General features: G+C 43.4%; 19 protein-coding genes. 13 read left to right on the top strand and 6 right to left on the bottom strand.

The features are described from left to right. Positions 1–318: 318 nt before the first annotated feature. Entirely contained in the window at positions 319–957 is a 639-nt protein-coding gene (gene yihA, locus DBZ36_RS00095) for a ribosome biogenesis GTP-binding protein YihA/YsxC (protein ID WP_120352887.1), read from the bottom strand. Positions 958–1,117: 160 nt separating this feature from the next. Here yihA and DBZ36_RS00090 point away from each other — a divergent pair, with 160 nt between their 5' ends. The 4 genes from DBZ36_RS00090 to hemN all read left to right on the top strand — a co-directional run bounded on the left by DBZ36_RS00090 (position 1,118) and on the right by hemN (position 4,355). Further along, positions 1,118–1,729 (top strand): c-type cytochrome, encoded by a 612-nt coding sequence (locus DBZ36_RS00090; protein ID WP_120352886.1) that lies wholly within the window; start codon positions 1,118–1,120, stop codon positions 1,727–1,729. Positions 1,730–1,954: 225 nt separating this feature from the next. Then, positions 1,955–2,488 (top strand): Der GTPase-activating protein YihI, encoded by a 534-nt coding sequence (gene yihI / locus DBZ36_RS00085; RefSeq protein WP_120352885.1) that lies wholly within the window; start codon positions 1,955–1,957, stop codon positions 2,486–2,488. A 12-nt stretch (positions 2,489–2,500) separates the two neighbouring features. Beyond that, the gene (locus DBZ36_RS00080; RefSeq protein ID WP_233558068.1) at positions 2,501–2,956 is read left to right on the top strand and encodes a DUF2489 domain-containing protein; all 456 of its coding nucleotides are present in this window, start codon (positions 2,501–2,503) and stop codon (positions 2,954–2,956) included. 10 nt (positions 2,957–2,966) lie between these two features. After that, a complete protein-coding gene (gene hemN, locus DBZ36_RS00075) occupies positions 2,967–4,355 on the top strand; it encodes an oxygen-independent coproporphyrinogen III oxidase (protein WP_120352883.1) in 1,389 nt (462 codons plus the stop codon). Between the two features lies 1 nt (position 4,356). Here hemN and DBZ36_RS00070 read toward each other — a convergent pair whose 3' ends face one another. Next, positions 4,357–5,262: a zinc ABC transporter substrate-binding protein gene (locus tag DBZ36_RS00070; protein WP_120352882.1), complete on the bottom strand. Its 906-nt coding sequence runs from the start codon at positions 5,260–5,262 to the stop codon at positions 4,357–4,359. Between the two features lie 83 nt (positions 5,263–5,345). Between DBZ36_RS00070 and znuC the strand changes: the two genes are divergently transcribed. From znuC to aroE, 7 genes are all read left to right on the top strand, one after another. Beyond that, positions 5,346–6,122: a zinc ABC transporter ATP-binding protein ZnuC gene (gene znuC, locus DBZ36_RS00065; RefSeq protein WP_120352881.1), complete on the top strand. Its 777-nt coding sequence runs from the start codon at positions 5,346–5,348 to the stop codon at positions 6,120–6,122. Continuing rightward, positions 6,119–6,913: a zinc ABC transporter permease subunit ZnuB gene (gene znuB / locus DBZ36_RS00060; protein ID WP_120352880.1), complete on the top strand. Its 795-nt coding sequence runs from the start codon at positions 6,119–6,121 to the stop codon at positions 6,911–6,913. The genes znuC and znuB overlap by 4 nt, the downstream gene beginning before the upstream one ends. A 90-nt stretch (positions 6,914–7,003) precedes the next feature. Next, positions 7,004–7,513: a 5-(carboxyamino)imidazole ribonucleotide mutase gene (gene purE / locus DBZ36_RS00055; protein WP_120352879.1), complete on the top strand. Its 510-nt coding sequence runs from the start codon at positions 7,004–7,006 to the stop codon at positions 7,511–7,513. Further along, positions 7,513–8,070 carry an L-threonylcarbamoyladenylate synthase gene (locus DBZ36_RS00050; protein ID WP_120352878.1) on the top strand — a complete coding sequence of 186 codons (558 nt, stop codon included), beginning with the start codon at positions 7,513–7,515 and terminating at the stop codon, positions 8,068–8,070. Before purE ends, DBZ36_RS00050 begins: the two co-directional genes overlap by 1 nt. A 9-nt stretch (positions 8,071–8,079) precedes the next feature. Beyond that, on the top strand, positions 8,080–9,000 hold the full coding sequence (gene hemF, locus DBZ36_RS00045) for an oxygen-dependent coproporphyrinogen oxidase (protein ID WP_120352877.1): 921 nt from the start codon (positions 8,080–8,082) through the stop codon (positions 8,998–9,000). A gap of 153 nt (positions 9,001–9,153) precedes the next feature. After that, the gene (gene maoP, locus DBZ36_RS00040; RefSeq protein ID WP_120352876.1) at positions 9,154–9,531 is read left to right on the top strand and encodes a DUF413 domain-containing protein; all 378 of its coding nucleotides are present in this window, start codon (positions 9,154–9,156) and stop codon (positions 9,529–9,531) included. 106 nt (positions 9,532–9,637) lie between these two features. Continuing rightward, complete coding sequence (gene aroE / locus DBZ36_RS00035) at positions 9,638–10,465, top strand: shikimate dehydrogenase (RefSeq protein ID WP_120352875.1); 828 nt, start codon at positions 9,638–9,640, stop codon at positions 10,463–10,465. Between the two features lie 8 nt (positions 10,466–10,473). On the opposite strand, the gene DBZ36_RS00030 is transcribed toward aroE, so the two are convergent. Further along, positions 10,474–10,938 (bottom strand): GNAT family N-acetyltransferase, encoded by a 465-nt coding sequence (locus tag DBZ36_RS00030; protein WP_233558059.1) that lies wholly within the window; start codon positions 10,936–10,938, stop codon positions 10,474–10,476. 56 nt (positions 10,939–10,994) lie between these two features. Then, on the bottom strand, positions 10,995–11,963 hold the full coding sequence (locus DBZ36_RS00025; protein WP_120352874.1) for a sensor domain-containing diguanylate cyclase: 969 nt from the start codon (positions 11,961–11,963) through the stop codon (positions 10,995–10,997). A gap of 140 nt (positions 11,964–12,103) precedes the next feature. On the opposite strand from DBZ36_RS00025, the gene DBZ36_RS00020 reads away from it, so the two are divergent. Beyond that, entirely contained in the window at positions 12,104–12,361 is a 258-nt protein-coding gene (locus DBZ36_RS00020) for a hypothetical protein (protein WP_120352873.1), read from the top strand. A 260-nt stretch (positions 12,362–12,621) separates the two neighbouring features. After that, a complete protein-coding gene (locus DBZ36_RS00015) occupies positions 12,622–12,939 on the top strand; it encodes a DUF190 domain-containing protein (RefSeq protein ID WP_120352872.1) in 318 nt (105 codons plus the stop codon). Positions 12,940–13,013: 74 nt separating this feature from the next. Here DBZ36_RS00015 and DBZ36_RS00010 read toward each other — a convergent pair whose 3' ends face one another. Next, on the bottom strand, positions 13,014–13,544 hold the full coding sequence (locus DBZ36_RS00010) for a gamma carbonic anhydrase family protein (RefSeq protein WP_407641472.1): 531 nt from the start codon (positions 13,542–13,544) through the stop codon (positions 13,014–13,016). 9 nt (positions 13,545–13,553) lie between these two features. Next, positions 13,554–14,783, bottom strand: a complete 1,230-nt coding sequence (locus DBZ36_RS00005; RefSeq protein WP_120352870.1) for a phosphatase PAP2 family protein — start codon at positions 14,781–14,783, stop codon at positions 13,554–13,556. Positions 14,784–15,310 lie beyond the last annotated feature (527 nt).

Here is a 15,310-nt window from a genome sequence, read left to right as displayed (position 1 = left end):
ACGAAAAAGCTTGAGTTTATGTGAACTGGATCGTATAATTTTTGATGTAGGGTACAGAGGTAAGATGTTCTATCTTTCAAACCTTTTATTTCACGTAGTGAAAAGGCTTATATAGCCGCCTCGTCAGAATATGACGGGGCGTTTTTTTTGCCTAAAATTCAGACTTACAACAATAATTGTGATGTTCTTCACAACAAAACGTTCATTTCACTAAATTAGCACCGTCTCATTATATTCCGTAATTTTGTTACATTTTGTTTACATAGGCATGATGAGATTTGTAGCAATGCTCGATAACTGCCTACCGAGCAAGGTTTTTTAGTCAACTTGGCTTTCTGTATCGCTTTCAGGCTCTTGATGATCTTCGAACCATCCTCCGAGAACACTTTGTACGACATCCAATCCACTACGTTTTAAAGAAGAAAAGGTCTCAACCTGGATGTTGCCACCCATGCTTAGCAGCTCTTCACGACACTTAAGCAATGTGGACTTGCGCGGGCCTTGCTTAAGTTTGTCGGCTTTTGTGAGTAGTGCTAATACTGCAATATCGCTGTCCACTGCCCATTGAATTAGGCCAAGATCTAGATCTCGCAACGGGTGGCGTATATCCATCAAAATTACGATGCCACGAAGGCTTTCGCGGTTCTGCAGATAATGTGACAGCGATTTTTGCCATTGTTTTTTTACTTCTTCAGGCACTTTAGCAAACCCGTAACCCGGCAAATCGATAAGTCGATAGCCGTCCTCAACTTCAAAAACGTTGATTAGCTGAGTTCGACCCGGTGTTTTACTGGTTCGAGCCAAGCTTTTTTGCCGCGTTAAGGTGTTTAAAGCACTAGATTTTCCGGCGTTGGAGCGCCCTGCGAAGGCGATTTCAATACCGCTATCCTCTGGCATGGCGTCCAAGTTAGGGGCACTTGTGACAAAATGTGTGTTCTGAAAGTTAAAACGAGGCATAAACTTTGTTAGCTCCCTTGGGGATAAGCGATTACGTTTTTGATAAATTCGTGTAAAATAACGCAGTTACTGGGATTGGTAACGTCGCAACGCGTGATTGTACCATGTCAGCGCCGTATGTGGTTTGGAAGAGTCAAAGAATACTAATAAACGGACTATTATGAAAAAAATTACGTTTGTCATTTGGATGTGTTTGGGACTAACTAGTTTAGCGCAGGCACAAGGAGATATCGCTCAAGGCGAAGCGAAGTCGGCAACCTGTGTTACTTGTCATAATGAAAATGGCGAAGCACTAGGTTATCCCAAAATTGATGGCCAACATGCCAGCTACTTAGAAAAACAGCTGCATGAATTTAAGGCTGCGATGACGGGTGGTACTGGTCGTGCTAACGCGGTCATGGGTGGTATGGCTATTGGTTTAAGCGATGAAGACATCAGCGATTTGTCAGCTTATTTTGCCAGTAAAACGATGTCACCTAACACAACTGCCCCTGAGTTTGTCGACGCAGGTCAAAGCTTATATATGGGCGGTGATTTAGAGCGTGGGATAGCAGCCTGTACCGCATGCCATGGTCCTCGCGGAAATGGTCAAAGTTTGGCTAATTTTCCAAAAATTTCGAGTCAATATGCACCGTATATTAAATCTCAGCTTGAACTATTCCGAAGTGGTGAGCGTAATAATGATTTAAACGGAATGATGCGCAATGTCGCGGCTAAACTTAGTGACGATGACATTGAATTGTTATCACAGTATTTAGGTGGATTACATTAAGTTGTAGTTCCGAAATTTAAAACTGTGTTTACCTAAGGGGCAAAGTGTATACTTCGCTCCTTTTTTGTTCTGGGCCATTGCCAAGAACAAGGTCTTTGTTTGGTGTTAAAAGGTGAAAGTTAAGCTTTTTATACCCAAATGCAGACGTAATGCTCCTCGGTGCAAAGCTTTCAACTAAGCTTTATCTGTTGAAGCTGTATTAACCAATAACGGTAGGTAAATGAAATGAGCCGATCAAAAAAATCTCGTTCGGGAGGCAGTTTAGCTGCACGTAAGGAAGCGGATTTTAAAAGCAAACGTAAAGTTGCGGTGCAAAAGGCGAGCATTGGTAAAGGAAAGCCAAGTGGGAATCGTCAGCAAGAAGCCCAAACGAGTCAACAACAGCAACAAAGTAATGTAGTAGTAGATAAACGTATTGGAAGTAAAAAACCAATTGCTTTGGTAACACCTAACAGTCAAAAGGCTGCAGTAGCGCCGCCTAAAAAACCGAAACCAAAAGCAAAAGTATTAAGTCCAGAGCAAGAACTAGAGTTGTTGGAAAACAATACGCGTTTAGCCAACTTGCTTGACGAAAGTGATGCTGGCCAAGAGTTAAATGACGTTGATCAGCAATGGCTTGATAAGCAACTTGCTCGTCATCAACAATTGATGGAGCAGCTTGGCTTAATTGAAACCGACGATGAGCCGGAAGCTCGTAATGATGAAGACCGTCTATGGAGTTCACTTAATAGCGGTAGTCTCGATCAATATAAGGACTAACTCGTGTCACTGATGCTCGTATTGGGCGGTTTAGGATTAATCGTTGTTATAGGCTTAGCGGTTTACGCAGGGCGTTTACTTGCGCAGCTTAAAATTCAGCAAAATGTGATAAAGGCCGCAGTTACTAAGCGCAACAACAAAATTGTAGCGGATATTCAGTATATTGCTTTGGCCATGTTAGAGGGCCGCTGCGAAATTAGTGAAGGCGTGATACGGCAATACCATTTGCTTAACGCCCTTCAGTCATCTAAGCCATTGTTGTGGTCATCACATTTCCCTTCAACTTATGCACTGTATGAGATTGTCGGTGATTTGGCGCGACTTGAACAACGCAAACAGTTAAAAGCCAATCAGCGTTTTGAAGAAGACAAACAGCGTTTAGAAGCTGAAGAACAGTATCAGGAATCAGTACTGCTTGAAGCAAATTCTTTGAAAGAGCTCGAACTATCGCAATATATCGTCAAGTAAAAGAGATAATATGTCCAACGATTTGAATCACTTTACTCCCGTGTCTTGGGACCAGGAACTAATTGAAAAGTACAATTATTCTGGGCCGCGTTATACCAGTTACCCCACGGCATTGGAATTTAAGCCCGACTATAGTCAGCAAGACTTTACTCAGGCGGTAGAGAGTTACCCTGATCGACCTTTATCTCTGTATGTGCACATCCCTTTTTGTCACAAGCTTTGCTACTACTGCGGGTGCAACAAGGTCATCACTAGACATCAACACAAAGCTGATGACTATTTGGACTTTTTGGAGCGAGAAATTTTAGCGGTGTCTGCGAAATTTGCCAATCGCTCGGTTAGTCAGATGCATTGGGGCGGTGGCACACCTACCTATTTAACGCCGGTGCAGCTCAAACGTTTAAACGCAATGCTACATGACAATTTTAACTTTGCGCAGTCATCTGAAATTAGTATTGAGGTTGATCCGCGCGAGATTGAAATCGAAACGATAGGATTACTCAGTGAACTTGGCTTTAATCGGCTTAGCCTCGGTGTTCAAGATTTTGACAAGCAAGTACAACAGGCGGTAAATCGCGAACAAGACGAAGCCACCATTTTTGCACTCATTGAAAAGGCACGCGAAAGTGGGTTTAAGTCTATTAATATTGATTTGATTTATGGCTTACCTCATCAAACGCCAGCGAGTTTTAACAAAACTTTGGTACGTGTGCTCGACCTAGACCCTGATCGTTTGTCGGTGTTTAATTATGCGCATTTACCGAGTCGTTTTGCTGCACAGCGCAAGATAGACGAAAGCCAAATGCCGAGCCCAGATCAACGCTTACAGATTTTGAAAGATAGCATTGAGTTTTTAGTCGAGCATGGCTATCAGTTTATCGGTATGGACCATTTCGCAAAACCAGATGACGAATTAGCAAAAGCTCAACGTAATGGCGAACTGCATCGAAATTTTCAAGGTTATACCACACAGGGAGAGGCTGATTTACTTGGTTTAGGTGTCTCGTCAATATCAATGATTGGAGATAGCTACTCTCAAAACCAAAAAGATCTCAAAACCTACTACCAAGCTATTGATGATAGCGGCAGTGCCCTGTGGAAAGGAATTGGCCTAAACCAAGACGATTTGATTCGTCGCGAAGTGATTAAGACTTTAATTTGTAACTTCAGTTTAGATATGACTTCGATTGAACAGCTTTTTGACTTGGACTTTAAGAGCTACTTCGCCGAGGATTTAGTTTTACTACAAACCTTTATAGATGACCAATTGGTAGAGTTGCACGCTGAACAAATCCAAGTCACAGCCAAAGGTCGACTGCTTATTCGTAATATTTGCATGTGCTTTGACCGCTATTTTCGCGATCAAGCACGTCGTCAGCAATTCTCACGAGTTATTTAAGCTACTTTAGGCAGCTCGTAAACGATTTTGCCATTTCATCAATAAGCATGAAGTAGCCATCGGCATTGTTAATTGTATCAATGCCCAATGGGTCAAGAATACCAATCGTAACCTGCGTGTCTTGCGCTAAGCGCTGCAACATAGCTCCCTCGAATTGTGGTTCAGCAAAAATGCAGTCTGTTTCACCATTGGCAAGCGATTGACGAATACTTTGAATCGTTTTAGCCCCAGCTTGCTGTTGTGGATTAATGGTGAACTCACCGAGTCGTTTAAGACCAAAACTTTGCTCAAAATAACTATAGCCGTCATGAAATACAAAGAAGCCAACATTCTGGATCGGCGCTAGCTGGTCTGATAGTTCTTTATGTTGTTGTTCTAAACGAGTCAGGAATGTTAAGAGTTGCTCTCTTCGATGTGATTCAAGCTCTGGTTGTAACCGTATCAATTCCTCGGTAATAGCTAACGCAGCAATTTGAATTTGGTTATATCCTAGCCAAATATGAGGGTCAATATCATGGCTATGACCTTCATGACTATCGTTCTCTGATTCATGGTCATCGTGGCCATGTTCAATGACTGGCATATTTGGCAATGAGAGTAGCGGCAAATTGTTGGATTTGTTTTGGGTTAAAGGCGCTTCTAGAAATGGTTCTAAGGAATCTGAGACCCAAATAACAAGATCGCTTTGACGCAATGCCCGCACATCTGATGGACGCAACGCGTAATCGTGCGGTGATAAGGACGGATCGATTAAGTACTCGCCTTTAATTTCGCCTTGGGTCAAGCTTGTGACTAGTAGCGCTAGTGGTTTAATCGAGCTAATTACCTTAGGCTCTTGCTGGTCGGCAACGCTGTGGCTTGAAATCAGAAAACTGAGAGCGGCGAGCATTGCAAGTCTGAAGTTCATTATTTGCGATCTGTTTAGTAAATTTGGCCGCTAGTGTATCATTAGTTCCCGCAAAAATTGGCACACAACAAAGAGAGATATGCTTGTCCGTATCATTATTGACCCTGCAAAACGTTTGTTTGAGCTTCGATGAGCGCAGAGTCTTAGACCGAATCAACTTGTCATTATTTCCAGGGCAGATCACAACGCTTATTGGCCCTAATGGATCAGGTAAAAGTACGCTGATTAAAGTGATATTAGGACTAACTAAAGCTGATAGCGGTGAAATTGAGCGTCGAGCTAAGCTACGCATTGGATACGTACCTCAAAAAGTTAACGTTGACGAATCACTGCCACTAACGGTTAAAGGTTTTTTAAAGCTCTCACGTCATGGTAGCCAACAAGATCTACCGCAAGCAATTGAGCTTTTGGGCATTGAAAGCTTAATGACTCGCCAAGTGTCAAAGCTCTCTGGTGGTGAAATGCAGCGGGTTCTGTTGGCGCGTGCTATTTTGGCTCGCCCGCAACTATTAGTTTTGGATGAGCCTGTACAAGGGGTTGATATTAATGGCCAGATTGAGCTTTACCAATTAATCACCCAAATTGCTCAAAGCTTGAATGCTGCCGTGTTTATGGTCTCTCATGACTTACATTTGGTTATGGCTTCAACCGATCATGTTATATGCCTAAACCACCATATTTGCTGTGAAGGGCAACCGGAAAGTGTTGCTCAACATCCAGAGTTTGCCAAACTATTTGCCGGTGAAGAACAACAGCAGCTCGCCGTTTATACTCACCATCATCATTGCGATGACCACGATCACGAGCACCTAAACCAACATCAAGTCGTTACTGAAGAAGACAATACGGAACACTCATGATAGATGGATTTTTAGTTCACGCCTTGTTGGCTGGTCTTGGTATCGCGATTCTGGCCGGACCTTTAGGCTCGTTTGTTGTATGGAGAAAGCTCGCATATTTTGGCGATACTCTGGCGCACTCGTCATTATTGGGTCTCGCGATTGGTCTATGGTTACAAATAAATTTAACCGCCGCGGTTGTAATGTCCGGTGCAATTTTAGCCTTGGTCCTAGTGAGCCTACAAAAACAAAAACACCTAGCTAGCGATACCTTACTTGGGATCTTAGCACACTCGGCTTTATCGCTAGGACTAGTCGCTGTGGCATTGATGGATAATGTCCGTGTTGATCTTATGGCCTATTTGTTTGGGGATTTGCTTGCCGTCGGCATCACCGACCTGATTTGGATTTGGGGTGGAGGCGCAGTGGTTATCGCCATTTTAGTATGGAAATGGCGCGATTTACTCTCTGCTACCGTCAATGAAGAAATCGCAGCTGTGGAAGGGGTAAATGTTGCTTTAATGCGGGCTATAATATTGTTGCTACTCGCTTTAGTTATCGGTGTTGCCATGAAATTTGTAGGGGCTTTGATAATCTCTTCTTTGTTATTAATCCCTGCTGCGAGTGCGCGTAAATTTAGTCGTTCGCCAGAGCAAATGGCCGGTTTAGCGATTTTATTTGGTGCCAGCGCAGTATGCTTGGGTTTAAGCTTATCATGGTTTAAAGACACGCCAGCAGGGCCTTCAGTAGTGGTTATGGCGGCTCTGCAATTTGTATTTGTTCAAGTACTACCGGTGTCCAAACGGACATAATCTGAGATTTTGATTCGAGCCGTATTTACAGCTGAAAAGTTGTCGATATAATAGGCCGCTTCTTTTGTGACAATAAAACAAGGAACACCGATGGCTAAGCCTTTTGTAGCAGTTTTAATGGGATCTGATTCGGATCTTCCAGTGATGATGGCAACTTTAGATGTACTAAAGACATTTTCAATTGAGCATGAAGTTAAGGTGACCTCTGCCCACCGCACACCAGCGGCGACTCACGCGTATGTGAAAGACGCGGAGCAACGTGGTTGTAAAGTCTTTATCTGTGCCGCTGGTCTAGCCGCTCACCTTGCCGGCGCGGTTGCGGGTATAACTACGCGTCCAGTGATTGGTGTTCCAATTGATAATGGACCATTGCGTGGTAACGATGCATTGCTATCTACAGTCATGATGCCTGGTGGCGTACCTGTAGCAGCGGTAGCAATCGGTAGTGCTGGTGCAAAAAATGCGGGTTATCTTGCGGCGCAAATGCTAGCCGTTGCAGATGATGCCTTAGCTCTTGCTGTAAAAGAAGAACGCGCTAAATCAGCTCTAGCGGTAGAAGCCAAAGATGCTGCATTGCAGGTAAAACTTAAAACACTGTAATGACGAATAGCGGTTCAATTCCCGGCGCTCTTGCATGTTTGCGCGCCGAAGGTGTTCTCGCTTATCCAACGGAGGCTGTTTATGGCCTCGGTTGTGATCCCCGTAGTTTGCCCGCCATTGATAAAATTCTAAGTATTAAGTCTAGGCCTGCAAAGAAAGGCTTAATCTTGATCGGCTCTCAAATAGAGCATTTTGACGACTATTGTGATTGGCAGCGCTGCTCTAAGCAGCAGCTATTACAGTTACAAAGCCCGACACAACGCCCTACGACTTGGCTCGTTCCAGCAAAAGCAAGTGTTAGTGAACGTGTTCGAGGTCACTTTGATAGCGTCGCAATCCGTATTACTCAGCACCCTTTAGTGCTTGAGCTTTGCCAGCAGTTTTCGCACTGTATCGTATCGACTTCAGCTAATTTGGCTGGTGAGCCCTCGATTACTGAAATGACTGAACTCAATTCTCTGCCTGGTATAGATTACATACTTGAAGGATCTTTGGGACAATCCAAACAAGCCAGTCAGATCATTGACCTTTTGAGTTCTGACATCATACGCAGCTAAGGATTAGGCATGGACAATTTGGACAAAGAGGCGGTCAAACGAGCGCTTTTACAACTGCAAGACCAAATCTGCAGTCGTCTTGAGCACAGCGATGCTGGTGCTACTTTTATGCATGATGATTGGCAACGAGAGCCTAGCGATAAACTTAGTGGGTTTGGTCGCACGCGTGTTCTTGAGAATGGCCGCGTATTTGAACAAGCTGGGGTAAACTTTTCCCATGTCCATGGCTCAAAAATGCCCGCCTCGGCAACGGCGCAACGCCCTGAATTAGCCGGGCGTAGTTTTGAAGCGATGGGGGTGTCTTTAGTGATTCATCCCCATAACCCATTTATACCAACCAGTCATGCCAACGTTCGTTTCTTTATCGCTGAAAAAGAAGGCGAAGATCCAATATGGTGGTTTGGTGGTGGATTTGATCTAACGCCGTATTACCCATTTGAAGATGATTGCGAGTCTTGGCATCAGCAAGCTTTAGATATTTGCGCACCATTTGGAGATGAAGTTTATCCGCGTTATAAGAAATGGTGTGATGAATACTTCTATTTGAAGCATAGAGACGAAACTCGCGGTGTCGGTGGATTATTTTTTGATGATTTAAATCATTGGGAATTTGAAACCTGTTTTGAGTTTACTAAAGCTGTAGGACAAGGGTTTTTAGCGGCCTACTTACCTATCGTCGAAAAACGCAAAGACATGACATTTTCCGAACATGAGCGAGACTTTCAATTGTACCGACGTGGTCGCTATGTTGAATTTAATTTGGTTCATGATCGCGGAACTTTGTTTGGATTGCAGTCAGGTGGACGAACCGAGTCAATCCTGATGTCACTCCCTCCTTTAGTTAAGTGGCGTTATAACTGGAAGCCGGAAATAGGTAGTCGAGAAGAACAACTCTATCTGCATTTTCTTAAGCCTCGGGAATGGCTATAAAGTAGTCTTTTCATTGCTTCTAAAGCAGATAGAAATTTGGAATTGCTATCTGACTCACAAATGTCATCAAACAACTCTTGCACCGAAAAAAAATATGGATTAAAAACGCTTTAACGGTTTTTAAATTCTAAGTTTTTAATTAGGAGAGGGTTGATGAGCCAAGCATTTGAGAGCAATCGACGTTTCTATGATGACAAAAAATTTAAGCGAGGATTCTCGCGCAGTGGTGCTTTTACAATAAAGGAAGCCGAGTTACTCGAACGCAGCGGTCATGCTTTCAAAGCCCTAGATATGGGGGAGCGCGAACCTAGCAACGAGGCTGAAGCGTCATTTGTTGCTTGTTTTAGAGGCTTATCTGAAGCAAGCAATGCTGAAGAAAAGGTATGGGCTAAATACAAAAAGCTTACCGGACGGAAAAGTTTTCATGGCTTAGTTAGTAATCCGGCCAAAAAGGCGAGTACTAGCGCTGTTACGAGTGATGAGCTTGACGATATCGACGAAAGCGAAACTGTTAACGATGACGATGATTAGTCTTTCGATCACGCGACACTGAATATCGACTAAAAGGATGCGGTTTACTGGCATCCTCAATCCAAAATACGGTACAGTTGTTCATCGCTTTCAATTCTGAGATTTTATGGACCGCTACGCTGTCATCGGTAATCCGATCGCTCAATCAAAATCCCCATTTATCCACACCTTGTTTGCCCGGCAAACTCAGCAAGACATGGTCTATGACGCTAAACTTGGAGAGCCGGGTGAGTTTGACGATCTCGTTTCCAGATTAAGAGGCGAGGGTTATAAAGGCTTCAATATTACTGCCCCCTTCAAAGAGGATGCTTTTGCCTTTGCAACGGGACTATCTAAACGAGCAAAATTAGCCGGTGCGGTGAATACCCTCAATTTTACTGATGATGGCCTAGTTTTTGGCGATACTACAGATGGCGCTGGCTTGCTACAAGATTTGAAAGACCAGCATGTTGAACTAAGAGACCAGCGTATTTTGTTACTTGGTGCTGGTGGCGCAGCACGAGGTGTTCTGCAATCGCTATTGCAAGCTCAACCGAAATCCTTGCTGATTGCTAACCGAAGTGTCGATAAAGCCGAGCACTTAGCACAGCTCTTTAGCGAATTTAAAGGTGATTGTGAGCTCAGTTTTACCCCTTTGGATGAGCTGTCACAAAGCTTCGATCTTGTGATTAACTCCACATCTGCAGGCTTGCACGGAGAATTACCGCAAATCCCAGCAGCGATTTTTGGTAGCACAACCGTTAGCTATGATATGAGTTATAGCGCAGAACTTACGGGTTTTAATCGCTGGGCTCAAAGCCATGGCGCTGCAAAACTTGTTGATGGCTTGGGTATGCTGGTGAATCAAGCCGCTGAAAGTTTTAGCATTTGGCGCGGAATTCGTCCCGGTACTCGTTCTGTTTATCGGGAATTACGCCGCAATATGAGCAACTAACGAAAACCTTAGCGTTGCATTTGAATATGTGGGATATCGTCTTCAAGATAGCTTTCGCCGACGCTTTTGAATCCAAACTTGGTATAAAATGGTTGCAGATGAAATTGTGCCGAGATGTGGATTGAAGGTTTATGCCACAAGCGTTCAACCTCATTCACTGCTTGGTGCATCAAAGCAATGCCGAGTTTACTTGATCGTTCTTGGTAAGCGACAACAACGCGCCCTATATGAGCAGGCTGGTTAGGTCCGTCAGGGGCAAATAATCGAGCGTAGGCAAGTAGACGTGTCTTCTCGAATAAGCATAAGTGCATTGCTTGTTGATCTTTATTGTCGCAATCTTGATAGGGGCAATCCTGTTCAACCACAAAAATCTCGGCGCGAAGAGCCAAAATTTGATAAAGCTGAGTTGTGTTGAGCTCTTCAAATTTAAATAGCTGCCAATTTTTTTCGTTTGGGTTAACTATGATGGTCAATCTTAAACTCCAGGTTAAGCAAGTCGATGTTCAGTACTAGTTGTTTAATACGCAGACTATTGTTGTTGATGATGCAAAGCCTTAACTTTGAACATAGCTTGGTCAGCCTGAATCAACATGTCTTTAATTGTTGTTTCGGATTTCGCCTCGCGAGTGCTGACTCCAAAGCTATATGAAAGCTTAAAAGGTTTATTACTGGTATTGTTGTGTTCTTGCAATTGGCTATCAAAGCGCAACACTGCTGAGGTCACGCTATTTTCCTCGACACATGAAACCAGTACCACGAACTCATCGCCAGCAAAACGAGCGATAACATCTGACTCTCGAAAAGATAAGGTTAGCAATTTGGCAAATACACTCAATGCCTGATCGCCTTCATCATGTCCGTATTGGTCGTTTATCTGCTTAAAGAAGTCTAAGTCAAAGAATACTAATGCCGAACGGGTGTTGCTTCGATCCCAATGGGCAATACTCTTTTTAGCCAAAACATCGAAACCGCGCCGATTGGAGATGCCGGTAAGAGCATCAATAGTGTTTTGTTGCAGCGACGAGAACTCAGATATAACCATTTGACCAAGATCTTCAAGGGCGATTCGGTCGTCTTTACCAAAAACGCGAGGTTTATCTGAAATAATGCAAAGTGTTCCGATACGTACATTATCTCCCAGTTTTAGTGGGAAACCGGCGTAAAAACGTATAAATGGAGCTTCAGTTACCAAGGGGTTGTCAACAAACCGTTTATCTTCAAGGGTATCTTCAATGACGAATATGTCATCTTGCAAAATAGCGTGGCCACAAAATGAAATATCACGTGCAGTCTCGGTAGCGCTCAAGCCAAAACACGATTTAAACCACTGACGGTTTTCGTCGACTAAGCTGACTAAGCAAATTGGCACATCGAATAAGCGTTTAGCTAAACGAGTAATTCTGTCGAAACGCTCTTCTGCCTCAGTATCTAAGGTATTCAAATTTCGCAGAGTCGTAAGGCGTTCCGCTTCATTGTCAGGTATTGGGGCTAGCAGCATGTTAGTTTCCTTGCTATTGCACGCTTACCATCTTCGAGCATAATTGGTAAATATCAAAGAGATAGTACGAATTAATTGTGAGCTTGCTCAATAGGTAATGCTTCCATTAAACCACGAATTTGTAGATTTTAGGAATATTGATGAATCAACAATTGATTATTAATGATAGGGGAAATTGGGACAAAGATTTTCAATTCTTTGTGCTAGGGGCTCAATTCTCTGGTCAGGACCGACAATTTTATATCTCGATGGCCTCGATGAGCGAACTCTATGGTCAAAGCATTAACAAGCGTCAAGCCCCAGACATAGCCATAGAACTGCATTTTGATATTGAGGATTTCATTGAACAATTAGATATAGAAGAAGAACTAGCGTCACAGTCGGTAATTTATTGCTGAGTTTTTAAGTGTTGTCATCTTACGTGGTTTAAAAGGGTCAAACCTTAAGGTCTTACCCGGCTTTATATGGTTTGTAGCTAACATTGATACCGCCCGATGGCTCGAGTATAGCGTCGAAGTATCTTGTCGATCGCGGTCAATGGCCGATCATCAAATTAGGACATTGCTGGACTAGCTAGTGTTGACTGTGATTTAAGAGCGCACCAGTCGACATTGGAAACTATCATTAGAAACGATTTAGACTAAATGGGAGTGCACTAATGCAAGGATTTTATGTAACGTTTTTTACTGAACAAAATAGAAAACACCAAGGAAAGCCTATTGGTGAGTGGCTGATACAAAAAGCACTTGAGCTTGGACTTGAAGGGGCGACCATGAGTACGATGAGCGAGGGCTTTGGCCATGACCACAAGCTGCATAGTGCCCATTTTATAGATCTTAGTGACCAACCAGTTAAAGTCATGCTGGCAAGTCATCCTGAAGGGATAAGCCAATTGATGGATGCGATTAAGCAAAGCAATCTAAATGTGGCTTACGTTAAAACACCGGTAGAGTTTGGCATGACACTAACAGCGTAACTAAGCATTCCTGTAAAAACACCAATGCATCCGTAACTGATGCATTGGAGAGTTACGAGATTTGAGCTGTAAGTTTAACCCTCAGCTAAGTACACATCTTTCAAGCGTACATAGTTCTGGGCCGACTCAACTAGAAATGACTTCTCACTTGATGTCAAAGCGCGAGCCTGCTTTGCTGGGGAGCCAACATACAGATATCCAGAAGCTAGGGTTTTACCTGGGGCTATTAAGGAGCCTGCACCAATAATTACGTCGTCTTCTACAACAGCGCCATCGAGAACGATTGCTCCCATTCCGACTAAAACTCGATTGCCTATAGTACAACCATGTAGCATGCACTTATGCCCAACAGTGACATCTTCTCCAATAACGAGCGGATGACCGTCAGGTTTATCGTCTGTTTTGCGGGTAACATGTAACACGCTTCCATCTTGTACGTTGGTTCTTGCACCAATCCTAATTTCGTTTACATCGCCACGCGCAGCGACTAAGGGCCAAATGCTGACATCATCAGCAAGGCTGATTTCACCGTAGAGCACACTCGATTCTTCGACAAATACTCGGTTTGCCAAACTTGGGCTTTGTCCTTTAAACTTCTTAATCACAATTGACCCCTAAAATTTGTATCCTACACGTAGAAAAATTGAGTCAAACTCAATGCGCCGCAATGTTTTAACGTTATCTTGGTCGCGTTGATAATAGCTATAGCCTAGTGCAGCATCCCAGCGTTTGTTGAAGAGGTAGTTGACGGTAGCATTAGCACTAATAACATTTCCGTCACCATTATTTCCATACTCAGCAGCTAATACTGCAGCCCACTTAGGATCGAACTGATAGCCTATATTAGCGTTAAGCATTGGATAGAAAAGCCATTCTTCGCCAACAGTATTGAAGTTCTCGAAATGTGCTGCGTCCGAGATCGCTGTTTTAGCATATTGCAACATTAAGCCAGCGCCTGCGCGAGCTATCCAAGCATTATTAGGTGCCAAGTCGTAGCTCCAATTTAGAATGTTATCCCAAACTTGATACTGCGCGTATTGTTCCTGGCCACTGGCTGCTTTGCCTTGACTTCGGATTTCAAAAGGTTGTGTAAAAAAGCTAAAGTCATTTCGAGAATCTAATGCATAGGTCCAGCGTACTGCAGCGGTTGTGATCCTGTCATCGACTTCCAAATGGTCATGGTTATCGTAACTGATACTATCACTGGACTTTAATTGGCTTGGCCCCATATAGAAATCGAACTTAAACTTGGGGTTAAATCGGGTATCAGGTGCTTTGGCACGGCTACCGCCTTCAAAGAAACGGTTACTAAAACTAAATTTAAGTCCTTTTGAGTCGCCGTTTATCATTGGCGATACGGTTATATCCTCAGCAATTGGGTTCACAAAGAATAGGTTTGTGAGCACCGCGATACTTGCACCACCGATGACATCATCCCAATAGTGTTTATCGGAATATACACGCGACCAGCCTGTATAGGCTGCAACAGCGTACGCTGGAACACCCCAAGTACTGCCATAGCGGGTATGTAGAAACGATGCACCACTAAAAGCGGCTGTGGTGTGACCTGAAGGAAACGACGTTCGAGCTGCGAAGTTAGGTCGCTGCTTTGCTGCAACATACTTGATGCTCTGGCTAATAACAGTTGAGGTTACGAAAGAACGCGTTAGTTGCCAGGTACCTTCTGTATCCCCTTTGGCTAAACTAACACCGAGTCCAGTTAAAGGAAGCAAGACTTGGGTATAGTCGCCAGCGTGTTGATGGCTGAAGTCCGCATTTGCTTGAGTCGCAACTAACAGCATGCTAGATAAGGTTGTTTTTATGAGTAGTTTCGAAGTCGCCATGCTCAAGTCCTTTGAATAGTGGCTTTACAATGTAGTGCTTGATTCTCTAAGCGTAGCTATTAGGGTAATCGAATGTGCAAAAAAACCAAACTAAAAGTCCCATTACGGGGTGTATTCTATAACTTTTGTTCAAACAATGTTCACTTAAGCAATAATTTGAATGTTTTGAATGAAAAACACTTGCGCTCAAAAGCGTGATCCCTATAATGCACCCCACTGAAACGGCGCAGCCCCCAAGGCTTCAACGGCTCAGGACGGTATAAGAAGCTCGCTTCAAACCACCGGGATGAAAATCGCAAATTTCTTGAAATTAGCGGTTGACATCAAAACATGGAAGCGTATTATACGCATCCGCTTCGACGAGAAGCCTTCTGGTGTGACCGGAAGTAAAACGTTCTTTAACAATTTAATCATGCAATCTGTGTGGGCACTCGAAGATTGATGACGCAAAAAAACTTTGCTTGTCATTATTTAAGAGTTCCATACAGCGACTTTAGCAATAGAGTCAAAAATATGTTAATTCAGTA

Source organism: Alginatibacterium sediminis (genome assembly GCF_003610775.1).
Taxonomy (GTDB): domain Bacteria; phylum Pseudomonadota; class Gammaproteobacteria; order Enterobacterales; family Celerinatantimonadaceae; genus Alginatibacterium; species Alginatibacterium sediminis.
The sequence above is the reverse complement of the archived record's forward strand: the minus strand, read 5'-3'. Positions and strand labels throughout refer to the sequence as shown.

Bases quoted from the DNA above. Each gene is read 5' to 3' on its own strand.
- purE (WP_120352879.1), top strand. From the start codon at position 7,004: ATGGCTAAGCCTTTTGTAGCAGTTTTAATGGGATCTGATTCGGATCTT.
- DBZ36_RS00015 (WP_120352872.1), top strand. From the start codon at position 12,622: ATGCAAGGATTTTATGTAACGTTTTTTACTGAACAAAATAGAAAACAC.
- znuB (WP_120352880.1), top strand. From the start codon at position 6,119: ATGATAGATGGATTTTTAGTTCACGCCTTGTTGGCTGGTCTTGGTATC.
- hemF (WP_120352877.1), top strand. From the start codon at position 8,080: ATGGACAATTTGGACAAAGAGGCGGTCAAACGAGCGCTTTTACAACTG.
- DBZ36_RS00050 (WP_120352878.1), top strand. From the start codon at position 7,513: ATGACGAATAGCGGTTCAATTCCCGGCGCTCTTGCATGTTTGCGCGCC.
- maoP (WP_120352876.1), top strand. From the start codon at position 9,154: ATGAGCCAAGCATTTGAGAGCAATCGACGTTTCTATGATGACAAAAAA.
- aroE (WP_120352875.1), top strand. From the start codon at position 9,638: ATGGACCGCTACGCTGTCATCGGTAATCCGATCGCTCAATCAAAATCC.
- DBZ36_RS00020 (WP_120352873.1), top strand. From the start codon at position 12,104: ATGAATCAACAATTGATTATTAATGATAGGGGAAATTGGGACAAAGAT.
- DBZ36_RS00080 (WP_233558068.1), top strand. From the start codon at position 2,501: ATGCTCGTATTGGGCGGTTTAGGATTAATCGTTGTTATAGGCTTAGCG.
- yihA (WP_120352887.1), bottom strand. From the start codon at position 957: ATGCCTCGTTTTAACTTTCAGAACACACATTTTGTCACAAGTGCCCCT.
- DBZ36_RS00005 (WP_120352870.1), bottom strand. From the start codon at position 14,783: ATGGCGACTTCGAAACTACTCATAAAAACAACCTTATCTAGCATGCTG.
- DBZ36_RS00025 (WP_120352874.1), bottom strand. From the start codon at position 11,963: ATGCTGCTAGCCCCAATACCTGACAATGAAGCGGAACGCCTTACGACT.
- DBZ36_RS00090 (WP_120352886.1), top strand. From the start codon at position 1,118: ATGAAAAAAATTACGTTTGTCATTTGGATGTGTTTGGGACTAACTAGT.
- hemN (WP_120352883.1), top strand. From the start codon at position 2,967: ATGTCCAACGATTTGAATCACTTTACTCCCGTGTCTTGGGACCAGGAA.
- yihI (WP_120352885.1), top strand. From the start codon at position 1,955: ATGAGCCGATCAAAAAAATCTCGTTCGGGAGGCAGTTTAGCTGCACGT.
- DBZ36_RS00070 (WP_120352882.1), bottom strand. From the start codon at position 5,262: ATGAACTTCAGACTTGCAATGCTCGCCGCTCTCAGTTTTCTGATTTCA.